Here is a 15,499-nt window from a genome sequence, read left to right as displayed (position 1 = left end):
AGCACTTTTTCTTTCACTCCGGCAAAAAATATTTTTTATTTTTTTCTCGCCCTTTCCGTCGCTCCGGTCGCCGCTATATCAGCTCCCTTCGCTCCCTACTCTACCCCTGTCTATCCTTTCAAATAACTCCGCTTTATCGTTCAAAGCGGCTGCAAAGGTACATCCTTTTTCTTCTCATCCAAATACCAACCCAGCTTTTCCTTGCTTATATGTTTAAACACGCTGTAAATCAAGAGGAAAAAATTATAGCGAATGGCAAACATTCGGGAGAAGTGATTTGTATAGCGCATCAACCTCCACATAAACCCATATACATAATGATAGTATTATATGTAGTGTGCATGGCAAAAGGCCTAAATCCAAACTATCGACATACATATACTATATAAATAAGCCATAGGCTCATCATCGGCACAAACAATAAATTAGGTTAAAATATGTTAAACAAGGCGGGCATTAACATTAGTTACAAAGCACCGTTATATATTTACGCGCTGAATAAAATAATTGACTGATTTATAATATTAACTATCTTTGCAGAATGTTTAAAAAACAACTATTGTTACTGTGTGGCCTTATGGCAGTTTTAGTGCTTGCTTTGGGCAGTTGCAAAAGCAAGTTCGAGAAGTTGAAGGCCAGTAACGATAATGCTAAAAAATATAAAGAGGCTTTACGTTATTATAACGAGAAGAACTATAGCCGCGCGCTTGAGCTTTTTGATGACCTGGTACAACGTTACCGTGGCCGCTCAGAAGCTGAGGACTTGTTTTACTATTACGCTTACACCAACTATAAGCTGAGAGATTATACTTCGGCACGCTACCACTTTAAAACCTTTGCTGATACTTATCCATCAAGCACACGATCTGAGGAGTGCCGTTTTATGTCGGCTTACTGTTACTACCTTGATTCGCCGATATACTCGCTCGATCAGGATAATACTAATAAGGCTATTGAGGCATTGCAGTTGTTCATCAACCTTTACCCAAAAAGCGACCGTGTTGCTGAGGCCGGTAAGCTGATACAGAACCTGCGCGATAAGCTGGAGCTAAAGGCTTATGAAAACGCCAAGCTTTACCTTACTATAGGTGATTACCAGGCGGCGGTTATTGCTTTCAATAATACCCTGCGCGATTACCCGGATACTAAATATGGTGAAGAACTTGAGTTTTTAACCATAAGGGCACAATATATATATGCCGATAAGAGTACCGAGTTTAAGCAGGAGGAGCGTTACAACGAGGTTATACAATACGCGGATGAGTTTGTAGAGAAACATCCGGAAAGCAAATACGTTAAAAACGCTAAAGAGTATGCTAAAGATAGTGAGGCCGGTATTGAACGTGCCAAGCGTTTGGTAGCACAGGCATCGTTAAACGCTAAGCTGGCTAAAAAACTGGCCACTAAGGATACCGTTAGCGCGCAGCCACCATCAATAAAAGATAAAAGTCCGGAATTAACAAATTAATAAAGATATGAGTACCGTTAACAATAATAATAAACCCGCTGTTGCGAGCAGCACAGTTACCCGCGATCTGCGTGAGCTTGATAAAGGAACTGATAACATTTACGAGTCGCTGGTTATTATGGGCAAAAGAGCCAACCAGATCTCGAACAATATAAAAGAGGAATTGCACCAAAAACTATCTGAGTTCGCGTCATCAAATGATAACCTGGAAGAAGTTTTTGAGAACCGTGAGCAGATCGAGATATCAAAACATTACGAAAAATTACCTAAACCTACCCTGGTAGCTGTTCAGGAGTTTTTAGATGACAAGATCTACTTCCGCAACCCTGCAAAGGAAGCTAAAGAAATATAACAATGAGATCCTCCTGAAAAGGGGGATTTTTTTTTATATAATATATCTTTGCAGCATACCGATCTGCCAAATATCATGTTATGGCAGGCATCTGAAAATAAATGCTTAGAGATAAAAATATTATTGTGGGCGTGTGCGGCAGTATAGCCGCTTATAAATCGGCCTTACTGGTGCGCCTGCTGGTTAAGGCAGGTGCCTGTGTAAAGGTGGTGATGACGCCCGACGCTGCTAACTTTATTACGCCGCTTACCCTATCTACCCTATCAAAAAACCCGGTACATATTCAATATTTTGATGCCGAAAGCGGCGAGTGGGATAACCACGTAGCCCTTGGCCTGTGGGCTGACGTTATGCTGATAGCACCCGCAACAGCCAACACCCTCGCCAAAATGTCCAATGGCCTTTGCGATAATTTGTTGTTAGCCGTTTACCTTTCGGCCAAGTGCCCGGTATATTTTGCTCCCGCGATGGACTTGGATATGTGGAAACATCCGGCTACGCAAAACAACGTAAGCAAGTTAATTGAATACGGTAATATACTGATACCCGCCGGTACAGGCGAACTGGCCAGTGGCCTATATGGCGAAGGCCGCATGGCCGAGCCGGACGAGATAGTTGCCTTATTACAGGACGAGGCTAAAAAAACCATGCCGCTCATCGGCAAAAAAGTATTGGTTACCGCGGGGCCAACCTATGAGGCTATTGACCCGGTACGGTTTATTGGCAACCACTCATCGGGTAAAATGGGGTTCGCCATTGCGGATAGACTGGCTGACCTGGGCGCGGAAGTTACCCTTATAGCCGGGCCAACCGCGCAAATTGCGGATAGCCGTCGCATAAACCGTATAGATGTAAATTCGGCGGCCGAGATGCTGGATGCCTGCTTGTACGAGTTTCAGCATGCTGATGCCTGTGTAATGAGCGCCGCCGTGGCCGACTATACGCCGGTGGAAGTGGCATCCCAAAAGATAAAGAAGCAGGAATCATCACTCAACATCGGCCTGAAAAAAACTACCGATATATTAAAAACCCTGGGCGAGATGAAACGCCCCGGGCAAGTGTTGATAGGCTTTGCCCTCGAAACCGAGAATGAGGAACAATATGCTATTGATAAACTAAATAAGAAAAATCTCGACCTAATTATATTAAATTCGCTAAACGATAGTGGCGCTGGCTTTAAGGGTGATACCAATAAAATAACCATGATTGACAGGCAACTCAACAAAAGCTTTTTCGAACTGAAAAGCAAAACCGAGGTCGCTGCCGATATTAGCCAAAAACTAATTGAACTACTGAATAATTAATGAGAAAATACCTGTACATAATTATACTGATAGGCTTGAGCACGTTTGCCCGTGCGCAGGATTTGAACGCGCGTGTACAGGTGCTTACCCCAACCATACAGGTTACCAATAAGCGGATATTTGATGTGCTTGAAACCGCCATTCGCGATTTTTTGAATGGCCGCAAGTGGAGCCCAGATGCCATTTTACCGCAGGAGCGTATTGACTGTACCTTTACCCTGAATGTTACCGCATGGGATGGTGCCAGTAACTTTAGTGGCGAATTGCAGGTGCAGGCGTCAAGACCGGTGTATAATTCGGCGTATACCACTACCCTGCTTAATATAAACGACCGCGATTTCGACTTTACCTACACCGAGGGACAAACCATTGATTATACCGATCAAAATTTTCAGAGCAACCTGAGTGCTGTGATGGCCTTTTATGCTTATGTGATAATAGGCATGGATTACGATAGCTTTTCGAGATTGGGTGGTTCGGCATTTTTTAATGCCGCGCAAAATATTGTGGTGAACGCCCAAACGGCATCTTTTAGAGGGTGGAAAGCGTTTGACAGTAACCTGAACCGCTACTGGCTGGCCGAGAATTTGAACAGCCGCCTGTATGTTAATCTGCGTAACTTTATGTACGATTATCACCGCAACGGCCTCGACCTGATGGCCGATAATGTAGTAAAAGGCCGCCAGGCTATTAACGCGTTGCTGCCATCGCTGGCTTCGGTTGATCGTAAACGTTTGGGCTCCATGTTCCCGGTGGTGTTTTATACTACCAAAAGTAATGAGCTGGTATCCATCTACAGCAAAGCCCCCCAGCAAGAGCGCACCGCCGCATATAACCTACTGATGCAAACCGACCCATCGAACGGGTTGAAGTACGATGCGTTGAAGTAAAAATTAACTTCATATTATGATATGAGTGTTTCAATAAAATTGCTCGCGATATGTTTATCCCTCCTTTCAGTATCTTTTCTTCAAGATACCCGCAAAAGCAATAAGCATGCATATAATAAAAACCTGTATACCGTTTTATTTAATTATGACTCGGATATAATAGTAAATTTTGCTACCAATACCGCGACAACAATACAGTCAAATAAACCAATTAAAATACATTTCTCGCAACAGGAAGAAAATGCTATAAAACGATCTTTCGAAAATAACCTTATAGCACAGACCAAAGGAGATTTTGTATGCTTTAATGGTACAATGATCGTTACTCCTTCTACAGATTACCGGGTGAGTATATCAAGACAAGGCAAGCATCGTTCTGAAATTATTGTTGACGAATATTACAACATACAGCACGAGAAGAAAACAGACCGGAAATATAAACCAGCCTCTTTTGTGTACGACTTGAAATCGATATTAGACTCGAACCCTGATTTTAAACAAATAGCAATTGATACCCGAAAATACAGGCAAGACAATGGCTTTATGAAGCTCTGACCAGTCCTTGATATTTGTAAACTTCTCCTTATATCGCTCCTCTTTAAAACTATAAAAGAGGCATTTACATTAAAAATTAAATTTATTATTTGTATTTACGAAAACTATCGTATATAATTGTACGAAGAAAATCGTAGATTAAGAAATGAGTGATATTAAACCAACCGAAAGCGAACTGGAAATACTGCAAGTGATATGGGCCAAAGGCGAATGTACCGTTCGCGATGTGCACGATGAACTTTCAAAAAGCAAGGATGCGGGCTACACCACCACCCTTAAGCTGATGCAGATTATGCACGAAAAGGGTTTGGTATCGCGCGATACTTCATCCAAAACACATTTGTACAAAGCGGCCATCAGCAGAGAGGATGCACAAAAAAGCGCTTTAAATAAATTTATTGCAACAGTGTTTAAGGGTTCTGCGTCTGATTTAGTAATGCAGGCGCTTGGTCAGCACAAAACATCAAAGGAAGAAATAGACGCGATAAAGAAATACCTCGATCAGTTCGAAAAATAAAACATGAACATTATGGAAATGCTTGTTCAAAACATCAGTCAGATACTTGGGATAACCATTATACACTCACTTTGGCAGGGGTTATTGGTTTACCTTGCCCTGCGTTTTTTGTTAGCAGTGTTGCCTGGCCTAACATCAGCCAAAAAACATAATATAAACCTTGCGGCATTAGGCACGCTAAGCCTATGGTTTTTGGTAACGTTGATCAACGAGGCCAGCCAGATCAGCTGGCAAAGCGCCGGACCAGCCGTTGGTATTATCCCTTACCTGCCAAAATATCTGGATGTTACCGAGCAGTCATACCGTCAATACCAATACACGCTCGAAAAGTATTTGCCTTACATCGCTATAATATATATAGCCGGTCTGTTGTTCAACAGCCTTAAACTGTGCTTTGCCTGGCGCAATGTAGTGCAGGTGAAACGCTCATTGGTTAAGGCAACAGGCTTTACCAATGCTATTGGCAAACTAAGCGGTTCATTACAACTCAGCAAAAAAGTGAATGTATTTTTTAGTGAGATGATAGATGTACCGGGCATGATAGGCCATTTAAAACCTATTATATTATTACCGGTAAGTATATCAACCAACCTATCAGCCACCGAAATTGAGGCCATATTGCTGCACGAACTTGCCCATATAAAACGGAACGATTATTTGTTGAACATGATCCAGCAGATCATCGGGGTGATGCTGTTTTATAATCCATTCGCTATACTGATTAACCGACATATCAATACCGAGCGCGAAAACTGCTGCGACGATGAGGTGGTAGCCATAACCGGCGAACCACTTATTTATGCCCGCGCACTATTAAAACTTGAACAACAAAAACAAAATACCCTGCAATTAGCGCTGGCTGCAACCGGCAAAAAACACTTATTACTTAATAGAATAGAACGTATCATGACAACTAAAAAATTAACCATAAATGTAAGGCATACCCTGGCCGCGCTGCTGCTATTTGCCTTTAGCCTGGGCAGCATAGCCTGGTTCAATCCGCAAATAAAGAACAACACGCTTACCCTTAATACTGATAAGCCCGAGTTTGTACAGCAACTTTTAGGCGATACCGTGCCTGCCAAAAAACGTGTAGTTAAAACCAAGAAGCCGGTGGTAACCAAAAGTAAAAAGGTACATGTAAACGGCAAAAATGTCATCATAAGCGACGACCCTGAACTTGAAAAGCTGAGTGCCGAAGTAAGCAAACATGGCGATGCTATCAGCAAGTTTTACGAAAGCGCGGAATTTAAACGCATTGGCGAGGAACTGGAGAAGAACGGCAATGAGCTGGAAGCTTACTACAACAGCCCAGAGCTAAAAGCTCTTACCGAAAGGCAGGAGAAGCTGAGCATTGAAATGGAAAAGCTAAGCAACAACCCTGAAATGGAAAAGCTGAACAAAGAAATGGAAGCGCTCGGCAAAAACATGGATGTTTACTTTAACAGTCCGGAATTTAAAAAGCTGGAAAAAAGCCTGGAGGTTGAAGGCAAAAAGTTGGAGAAACTAAAATGGGGCACTGAGGCTTATGAGAAACAGGCTAAGCAACTTGAAAAGCTGAGCAAGGAGTTATCTGCCTATACCAATTCGCCCAAGTTAAAGCTGGAGCAGGAAAAAATGCGCGATCTGAGCCAAAAAATGCGTGATTATTATCACGGTGAAAATTTCCGCCATGTACAGGATGCTATGCGCTCCATAAGTGATAGCCTGCGCCAGGCCTATCAGTCGAAAAACTTTAAGGTAAAATCAGACCAAATGCGCTTGCTAAGCCAAAAGATGAATACCTACCAAAACAACCCTACCTTAAAGCTACATCAGCAGGAATTGAAAAAAGCCAGCGAAAAATTACAACTGTATATTAAAAGTGATGCCTATCAGCAAAAACTAAAAAAGGCCGTTGAAGAACAAACACGCGACAGTATCAAGACATCAGATTATATTGATAACAAGGTTAGCCCTGAATTTTAAGCTAAATACATAATACTCAAAACAAAACATATCGCCAAAGGTTATTTAAATTAACCATTACGATACATTTTAAAACGAGTGTTATGGAAACTATAGAAAAATCAGTTGAGATACTCAACGACCTGATACAAATAAACAACGACCGTATTAACGGCTTTGAACATGCAAGCAAACAACTGAGCGCCGACGACCAGGATCTGCGCAACCTGTTCACCTTGTTTGCAAAGGATAGTCGCACCAATGTGCAGGAGCTTATAGCCGCCGTAGCCCTGATGGGCGAAAAGCCGGATATTGGCAACACCGTTACCGGTACCCTGCACCGCACCTGGCTTGATGTAAAGGCCACCTTTACCGGCCACAACCGCAAAAGTATTTTGCAGGAGTGTGAACGTGGCGAGGATGCTATAAAAAAAGCATATCGTGACGCCCTTGCCGAAAACGCTTACCCGGACGATATTGCCGCCGTGTTAGCCGATCAGCAAGCTAAAGTAAACGAGGGCCACGACAAGATAAAAGCCCTGCGCGATAGTGCAGTATAAACACAATTATTATAAGCATTGCCTAAAAAGACCGCTTTAGCTAAAATAAAGCGGTCTTTTTGCTGTTAATATAAAAGTGAATAATTTAAAAATCACGCGGATATAAACCGTAACTTTGCGGCGTATTAAACCGTTCATTTTCATTCATAATAACAATACGTGTATATATTAATTTTCTTTTTAGCGCATTGGTTTTTGTCGCTTTTCTTTCAAACCTTTTACCTGCATCGCTATGCGTCGCATCGTATGTTCAGCACGCATAAGATCAATGAGCGTATATTCCATTTTCTGACATTTATATGCCAGGGTTCATCGTTCCTTAATCCGCGCGCTTATGCTTTGATGCACCGTGAGCATCATGCTTATAGTGATACCGAGAAAGATCCGCATTCGCCACACTTTTTCAGAGATGTATTCCAGATGATGTATTACACCTCAAAAACTTATGGCGAACACGTAAGGCGTTTAAAAGAACCGGAGCACCGTTTTAACGGCTACTGCCCGGAGTGGACATTGATTGACCGCTGGGGCTCAACCTTTGTATCGCGCTTATTTTTTGTGGCGTTTTACACATGGTTCTATATCACCTTCGCTACCGCGTGGTGGATGTTCCTGTTGCTGCCTATCCACTTTTTAATGGGCCCTATACATGGTGCTATCGTTAACTGGTGCGGTCATAAATACGGTTATTCAAATTTTGATAATGGTGATAAATCAAAAAACTCAACTCCGTTTGACTTTTTGATGCTTGGCGAATTATTCCAGAACAATCACCACCGCCACCCAAACAAAGCCAACTTTGGTGCAAAATGGTTTGAGGTTGATCCGGTTTACCCCGTAATGAAACTGATGCATTGGGTCAGGATAATAAAACTACGAAAGCCGGTTCCGGCTTAACCATAAAAAAAGCGGTTGACTAATAATCAACCGCTTTTTTATTTACCCTATATTTGCCACGTTTCTAAATTATTATACTATGAGTGCATCGTTATTAGCGCAAAACCTGCGCGGATCTGAGATCATTAAAATTGCTGCTGAAATAAACGAATTAAAACGTCGCGGCGAAAACATTGCCAACCTAACCATTGGCGATTTCGACTCGAACATATATCCTATACCCGCCCAGCTAAAGCAAGGCATTGTTGAGGCTTATAACGAAAACCAAACCAACTATCCGCCTGCTGATGGTGTGATGGATCTGCGCCAAAGCGTATCAAAATTTTTGAGCGAGCGCTACGGTTTGGAATATGCTGCCGCTAACGAGATCATTATCTCAGGAGGCTCGCGCCCGCTGATCTACTCTATTTACCTGGCAGTTGTTAATCCGGGCGAAAAGGTAGTATTCCCTACCCCATCATGGAACAATAACCACTACTGCGATCTGCTTACCGCCAACGGAGTAATGATAGCCACCCTGCCCGAAAATAATTTTATGCCTACGGCCGATGAGCTTCGTCCGCATATTAAGGGCGCTGCTTTGCTGGCTTTATGTTCGCCATTGAATCCTACCGGTACCATCTTCAGCAAGGAATCGCTGGAAGAAATATGCGACATGGTGATCGAAGAAAATAAAACCCGTGCCGAAGGCGAAAAACCGTTGTACATTCTGTACGATCAGATATACTCGCAACTAACCTTTGGCGAACACCAACACTACAACCCGGTAACCCTGCGCCCTGAACTGCGCGACTATACTATATTTGTTGATGGCGGTTCAAAATGTTTCGCGGCAACCGGCGTGCGTGTGGGCTGGGGCTTTGGCCCGGCGGCTATTGTAAATAACATGAAAGCTATTGTTGGCCACATGGGTGCCTGGGCGCCAAAGGCCGAGCAGGTTGCCATGGCCCATTTCTTGGCTGATGATAACGCGGTTGATACTTACCTTGCCGATATAAAAGGTAATGTACAAGCCAGCCTCACCAGCTTATACCAGGGCTTTCAGCAATTAAAAAGTGAAGGCTTTAGTGTGGATGCCATTGAGCCGATGGGTGCCATCTACCTTACTATAAAGGTTGATTACTTAGGCAAAACCACGCCCGAAGGCAAGGTGCTTGAAACCGCTACCGATATTAATTTTTACCTGATCACAAACGCGGGTATAGCATTGGTGCCGTTCTCGGCATTTGGTACCGGTGAGGATGAGGCCTGGTTCCGTGCATCGGTTGGTACTATTACCAATGAGGATATTAAGTTAACCATCCCTCGCATTAAGGCGGCTTTGGAGAAATTGAGCTAACAATAACCCGATCAATTGTTCAACTGAATGGATATAACAACCGACATTACCGGATCACACAACAACAGCTTTAGCGATACTTACCATTTGCTAAAGCAGGAGTTTGATATTGAACCCACCGGTTATATTGATTTTCAGTTGAACAATTTTGAGGCTTTCAAGCAGTATTCGTCGTTCGAGATAAAAAACTCTTACGTGATCAATACCGAGAACGACCGCTGCTATATACTCTTTGTTGAGGTTTGTACCAAAAGCCAAAGTGCTACCGGTGCAATTACAGAACAACGCGAAAACCAAACCTGGGCGCTGGCTTACCTGAAACAAAATATGGGGCGCGTTAAAATAAGGCGCGAAACCTTTGCCGATAAGCTTTTTGAACTGGTGTTTCCGCTGGAGATAGATTTTAAGGAGGACAAGGCCTTTAGCAACACCTTTTATGTACTGGCTGATGATAAGCCCAAGGCCATTGCCGGTATAACCCGTGATTTCCGTAACGCGGTGATGGATATTCGTGAAGATGATTTTATTATTGAAGTAGCCGATCATACCCTCATTATCGGCAACCGCAAACCTATATCCGGCCAAAAGGCCATACATCTGGCCGAGTTTGCTGTGCGTTTGGTTGATGCCTATTAAATAATCAGCATATCATGAAAAAGCTCATCCTTATCACCATTGTCTTTTTCTTAACTAACCTTAACAACAGTTACGCGCAAAGGCCAAGTACCAACCCACAAGTAAACAAACAGCAAATATTAGCCACAGTACAGGGATTTTTGAAATGGTACAAGCTCAATCGGCGCGATGTCGACACAACACGATTGCTTAAAGGTGGCCCACCCGATAGCACTGTTCGGACTTCTATCGACTGGGATGGTGTTGAGCGATTTTTATCTAAACTGCATAATAGTGGCTATGTAACACTCGCTTACCTCAACACTCATCGTGAATATTTTAAGTGGATAGATGCAAGGCTTGAGGGCATGAAGCCAACGAGTGAGTTAATTAAAATTGACGGGATGGACATAAATATGGTGTTAGACACCTTTGAGCCCGAAGAAGTTTTAAGCCGCTTGAATAATGGCAAAATACATCAAATAGCTTCTATCTACCGGAAAGCGATAATCAGCTATCAGCTTAGTCCATACATCTGTATGTTATTCAGCCTAACTTTTATCGACAAATGGAAGATCGATTCAATAGGGTATGATAATACGCACGAAAACAGCTTCGGTGCGCAATGATGTGTATATGGCAAAACTCTAAATAAAAAAAGCCACTTTTGCACTATGCCTGCAGGAACGCTTTATTTAATACCCGTACCCCTTGCCGACGATGCCGCGGCCAAATCATTTACGCCATACCTTGTTGATACCATTAACAGCATCAAGGAATATATTGTGGAGAATGAAAAAACCGCCCGTCGCTTTTTAAAGGAGGCCGGACTAAAAACCCCACAAAGCGAACTTATTATTCATGATTACGGCAAGCATAATCGCGATAAGCTGAATAACGACTTTTTTAAAGGCTTGTTAGCCGGTAACGATGTTGGCCTGATGAGCGAGGCGGGCTGCCCCGGCGTAGCCGATCCCGGTGCCGAGATAGTTGCCGAAGCACATCGAAAAGGCATAAAGGTTATTCCGCTGGTTGGGCCGAGCTCTATTTTATTGGCGCTGATGGCATCCGGCTTCAACGGACAAAGCTTTACCTTTCATGGCTATTTACCTATTGATAAGGTGCAGCGCAGCAAACGCATCAAAGAGCTGGAAGCGCAGGCCGAACGTTTTAAGCAAACACAGTTATTTATTGAAACGCCCTTTCGCAACAACCAACTACTGGAAGAAATACTTAAGAGCGGTAATCCTAAAACGCAACTCTGCATTGCCTGCAACATAACCGCGGCAGATGAAATGATAGCCACCAAAACGCTGGCCGACTGGAAAAAACAACCACCCGACCTGCATAAACGACCAACCATTTTCCTGTTATTCCGTTAAGCAGATATGATAGCCGGCCATCAGCATACCAGTGTTTTAATTTTTGGGGCAGGCCCTTCGGGGTTGATGATGGCGGCGCAATTACTGCGTTATGGCATTCAGCCTATAATTATTGATAGCAAGGCAGGCCCCACCCGATACACCAAAGCTTTGGCCGTACAAGCCCGTTCGCTTGAAATATACCGACAGATGGGTATTGTGGATCGTGCGCTTGATGAAGGGAAACCAGCACAGGGTATTACCTTTAATCAGCATGGGGAGGCATTGGCATCACTCTCGTTTATAGGCGTGGGCGAAAAACAAACCCGCTTTCCGTTCATCCTCTTTTATCCCCAAAGTAAAAACGAACGCCTGCTGCTTGATGAACTCACCACCGCCTGCTGCCCCGTTTACTGGAACACCTCACTTATAAAAGCTGAACAAAACAGCGAAAAAATCACCGTCACTGTAAGCGAAAATGGTGCTGAACATACACTGACCTGCGATTGGCTGATCGGTGCCGATGGGCCCGGCAGCACAGTGCGCAAGCAAATGGGTATTACCTTTAATGGCGATACTTATCCCAACAAGTTTTATTTAGCCGATGTAAAACTGGATGGTGTGGCCGATAATCATATTCAGCTTTATCTGGAAAAAGCAGGTCTGGCAGCTTTCTTCCCTTTGCCCGAAGCAGGGGCTTTCCGGATAATTGGCGATATACCGCAAGAGTTTGAAAACCGCGACGATCTGCAACTGGATGATATTTTGCCCACGCTAAACAAAGTGACCTCGCAAAACATCAGTATTAGCCATTGCAACTGGTTCACTACTTATAAACTGCATCACCGTATGGCGACGCAGTTTAGGCAGCAGCGTTGTTTTTTAATTGGCGATGCCGCGCATGTGCACTCACCCGTGGGTGGGCAGGGCATGAACACCGGTTTGCAGGATGCCTACAACCTGGCCTGGAAACTTGCCGCCGTAATAAACAACCAGATAGCCCCCTCCATACTGGATAGTTACGAGGCCGAGCGCATGCCCGTGGCCAAACAGTTACTCAACACAACCGACAGGGCATTTAACATTATCACCTCAACAGGGTGGATGACCTCGTTCTTTAAAAGATCAATATTACCACACCTTGTAAAATACCTATGGAGTAAACCGGCGTTGAGGGAAAAGCTATTCCGCATTATATCACAAACAAACATCAGCTATCGCGATAGCAGGATCAATTTACATTTGAGTCAGCTTTCAACTATCAAGGCCGGGGACAGGTTGCCATATATTAAGGTGTTCGACGAGCGCTCGCAACAACCAACCGACCTGTATGCCTGGTGCAGTAAACCGGGCTTTACGCTACTTGTGCTGGGCAAATTCAAAGAGATCGACATTTTCACCCTCGCCAAATGGATCACGCAAAAGTATAATGGCGCTATCAACCTGTTCTATCTGCCCCCATCAAAAAACAACCTCGGAGTATTTGAGCATTTTGAGATCAGGGAAGAACAAAAAAAGGCCATCATAGTACGCCCCGACATGTACATCGGCTACATAAACGATGTGGTGGATATTGATATGATGAATAATTATTTGAGGAATATAATCCATTTTAACCCCTCCCTGCCCTCCCAAGGGAGGGAATAGATCACCCGAATTTTACTTAGCCCGCTCCTAATTTCCTCTAAAGAACTATAACCAAGTAAATTCCTCCCTTTCGGGGAGGATTTAGGAGGGGTCTTACTTAGCCCACTCCTTTATAAAATCAGCATGGCTATCACTTATAGGTAGCGATATATCCTTTAAAAAAACCTTGCGCCCTTGTATCGATCTTACTTTGTTTACTGCTACCGAGAAGCTGCGATGTATACGGCGAAATTTATCGGCAGGCAGTTTTTCAAGTAGCTTTTTCATGGGCATAAGGGTGAGGATAACTTTGCCATCAGCCAAGTGTATTTTTACATAGTCCTCCATGCTTTCCAGATATTCCACCTCGCTAATGGTGATCTTTACCATGCGGTATTCGCTGTAAACGTAGATGCTTTCGTCGTGCGCCGGGGTACCTGCATTGTTTTTATAGCCGTGATATTCCACAGCCTTATCAACAGCTTTGGCAAAGCGGTTAAAATCTATAGGTTTTAATAAGTAATCTATCGCTTCAAGCTCAAAACCCTCATAAGCGAAGTTTTTATAGGCCGTGGTAAATATCACCATCGGTTTCTTTTCCAGTGATCGCACCAGGTCTATACCGGTAATATCGGGCATGTTAATGTCGATAAAAAGCAGGTCGACCTCATTGGTACGCAGATATTCAGCACCCGCAATGGCATTCTCAAACGTGTGCAGCATTTGCAGCGATGGTATGCGCGATACATAAGTATTGATCAGCGTAAGCGCCAGCGGCTCATCATCAATGGCAATACATTTCAGCATATTAGTTTTGTACTATGAGGTTCACGGTATAAAAATCATCATGGTCGGTTATGGTTAGCAGGTGCTTGCCGGGGTACAAATGCTCCAGCCTTTGCCTGGTATTTTTAATGCCGACACCTTTGCGCTGCTCCTTTATAGCCTCACCAAAAATTTGGTTGCGGCAATAAAAATTGATTGAGGCATCGCTCACATCAACACGTATATCAATGGCCGATGCTATGTTTTTGCTCACCCCGTATTTAAATACATTTTCCACAAAGGTCATCATCATTAATGGGGTGATCTTTTTGGCGCTTGTATTGCCGTTTACTTTAAAGTTGACCATCGTATTTCGGCCTACACGTAATTTTTGGAGTTCGATGTAGTCGGCTATACAGTCAATTTCGTGTTGCAGGGGTACAAAATCGGCCGTTACATCATCAGTAACATAGCGCATTATGTTTGATAGTTTCATGATGCTTTGCGCCGTATGTTCACTGTTCATGATAGCCAGAGAGTAAATATTATTAAGCGTATTGAACAAAAAGTGTGGGTTGATCTGCGCTTTCAGGAACGATAGCTCAGCACTGGCCTTATCCGCCTCGGCCCTGGCAGCGCGTTGTTCGGTAAGCAGCCATTGTTGGATTATCCGCATGGCCGTACTCAGCGCCATGATCATCAGGAAGATAAAAAGGCTGTTACTATCAATATGCCTGCGCGGCGGTTTTTTACCCGGATCGCGAAACTGCCCCGGCATGTTACCCTGTTGAGGCGGCGGCATAGCGCCATCCGGCGGTGGCCCCATCAAACTATCCGGGCGCATAGGCATACCATCAGGTTGTTTACGCATCAAGCTATCCGGCCTTTGCGGTGGCATTCCACCGGGTGGCGGACCAAAACCTCCCCGCGGCCCTCCGTTATCCATTGTATTTTGCCCGGCCTGTAATTTATTATATTCCTGTTCTGACCGGCGTAGTAACCTGTCGAAAGGTTGCAGAAAGTACACGCCATTAAGCAGTATCACGAAGGCTATGCCATAATCAAAATACCGCTTTCTTAAAAAAAAGTAAGGCAGCAGCCAATAAGCGTTAATGTAAAAAAGGGCGATGAACGTACCGCAAAACAACCAATACTGCGGCAATGCAAGCAAGGCGAAATTGTTTGAGCTTTGCCCGTGGTTGTTTAAAAAAAGCAGCGGGAAGGCCATGAATAACAGCCACCCCGCTATATGTGTTATAATTACTGATGATTTAAAGCGAAGCATATTCAAAGCAAAGCATTT

General features: G+C 43.7%; 16 protein-coding genes. 14 read left to right on the top strand and 2 right to left on the bottom strand.

The annotated features are described in order from the left end of the window. The first annotated feature begins 577 nt into the window (after positions 1–577). The 14 genes from bamD (at position 578) to IM792_RS16795 (ending at position 13,452) form a co-directional block, all read left to right on the top strand. A complete protein-coding gene (bamD, locus tag IM792_RS16860; protein ID WP_255521515.1) occupies positions 578–1,468 on the top strand; it encodes an outer membrane protein assembly factor BamD in 891 nt (296 codons plus the stop codon). A 7-nt stretch (positions 1,469–1,475) separates the two neighbouring features. Beyond that, positions 1,476–1,820: a DNA-directed RNA polymerase subunit omega gene (locus IM792_RS16855; protein ID WP_194103062.1), complete on the top strand. Its 345-nt coding sequence runs from the start codon at positions 1,476–1,478 to the stop codon at positions 1,818–1,820. 101 nt (positions 1,821–1,921) lie between these two features. Continuing rightward, positions 1,922–3,124: a bifunctional phosphopantothenoylcysteine decarboxylase/phosphopantothenate--cysteine ligase CoaBC gene (gene coaBC, locus IM792_RS16850; RefSeq protein WP_194103061.1), complete on the top strand. Its 1,203-nt coding sequence runs from the start codon at positions 1,922–1,924 to the stop codon at positions 3,122–3,124. Further along, entirely contained in the window at positions 3,124–4,014 is an 891-nt protein-coding gene (locus IM792_RS16845) for a DUF4835 family protein (RefSeq protein ID WP_194103060.1), read from the top strand. Before coaBC ends, IM792_RS16845 begins: the two co-directional genes overlap by 1 nt. Positions 4,015–4,035: 21 nt before the next feature. Next, positions 4,036–4,569: a hypothetical protein gene (locus IM792_RS16840; RefSeq protein ID WP_194103059.1), complete on the top strand. Its 534-nt coding sequence runs from the start codon at positions 4,036–4,038 to the stop codon at positions 4,567–4,569. A gap of 145 nt (positions 4,570–4,714) precedes the next feature. Next, a complete protein-coding gene (locus IM792_RS16835; RefSeq protein ID WP_194103058.1) occupies positions 4,715–5,086 on the top strand; it encodes a BlaI/MecI/CopY family transcriptional regulator in 372 nt (123 codons plus the stop codon). Between the two features lie 12 nt (positions 5,087–5,098). Beyond that, positions 5,099–7,054, top strand: coding sequence for a M56 family metallopeptidase (locus tag IM792_RS16830; RefSeq protein ID WP_194103057.1), 1,956 nt, complete (start codon positions 5,099–5,101; stop codon positions 7,052–7,054). A gap of 83 nt (positions 7,055–7,137) precedes the next feature. Further along, entirely contained in the window at positions 7,138–7,593 is a 456-nt protein-coding gene (locus IM792_RS16825) for a PA2169 family four-helix-bundle protein (protein ID WP_194103056.1), read from the top strand. 159 nt (positions 7,594–7,752) lie between these two features. Further along, positions 7,753–8,490: an acyl-CoA desaturase gene (locus tag IM792_RS16820; RefSeq protein WP_194103055.1), complete on the top strand. Its 738-nt coding sequence runs from the start codon at positions 7,753–7,755 to the stop codon at positions 8,488–8,490. A 79-nt stretch (positions 8,491–8,569) separates the two neighbouring features. Next, on the top strand, positions 8,570–9,829 hold the full coding sequence (locus tag IM792_RS16815) for an aminotransferase class I/II-fold pyridoxal phosphate-dependent enzyme (RefSeq protein ID WP_194103054.1): 1,260 nt from the start codon (positions 8,570–8,572) through the stop codon (positions 9,827–9,829). A gap of 27 nt (positions 9,830–9,856) precedes the next feature. Continuing rightward, positions 9,857–10,465, top strand: coding sequence for a hypothetical protein (locus IM792_RS16810; protein ID WP_194103053.1), 609 nt, complete (start codon positions 9,857–9,859; stop codon positions 10,463–10,465). A 14-nt stretch (positions 10,466–10,479) separates the two neighbouring features. Beyond that, positions 10,480–11,073 carry a hypothetical protein gene (locus IM792_RS16805; protein ID WP_194103052.1) on the top strand — a complete coding sequence of 198 codons (594 nt, stop codon included), beginning with the start codon at positions 10,480–10,482 and terminating at the stop codon, positions 11,071–11,073. A 45-nt stretch (positions 11,074–11,118) separates the two neighbouring features. Beyond that, entirely contained in the window at positions 11,119–11,826 is a 708-nt protein-coding gene (locus IM792_RS16800; RefSeq protein ID WP_194103051.1) for an SAM-dependent methyltransferase, read from the top strand. A gap of 6 nt (positions 11,827–11,832) precedes the next feature. Beyond that, positions 11,833–13,452 (top strand): FAD-dependent monooxygenase, encoded by a 1,620-nt coding sequence (locus IM792_RS16795; protein ID WP_194103050.1) that lies wholly within the window; start codon positions 11,833–11,835, stop codon positions 13,450–13,452. 93 nt (positions 13,453–13,545) lie between these two features. On the opposite strand, the gene IM792_RS16790 is transcribed toward IM792_RS16795, so the two are convergent. Both IM792_RS16790 and IM792_RS16785 read right to left on the bottom strand, forming a co-directional pair. Beyond that, positions 13,546–14,238 (bottom strand): LytTR family DNA-binding domain-containing protein, encoded by a 693-nt coding sequence (locus tag IM792_RS16790; protein ID WP_194103049.1) that lies wholly within the window; start codon positions 14,236–14,238, stop codon positions 13,546–13,548. Between the two features lies 1 nt (position 14,239). Continuing rightward, a complete protein-coding gene (locus tag IM792_RS16785) occupies positions 14,240–15,481 on the bottom strand; it encodes a sensor histidine kinase (protein ID WP_194103048.1) in 1,242 nt (413 codons plus the stop codon). Positions 15,482–15,499 lie beyond the last annotated feature (18 nt).

It is taken from the genome of Mucilaginibacter sp. JRF (genome assembly GCF_015223065.1).
Classification (GTDB): domain Bacteria; phylum Bacteroidota; class Bacteroidia; order Sphingobacteriales; family Sphingobacteriaceae; genus Mucilaginibacter.
The sequence above is the reverse complement of the archived record's forward strand: the minus strand, read 5'-3'. Positions and strand labels throughout refer to the sequence as shown.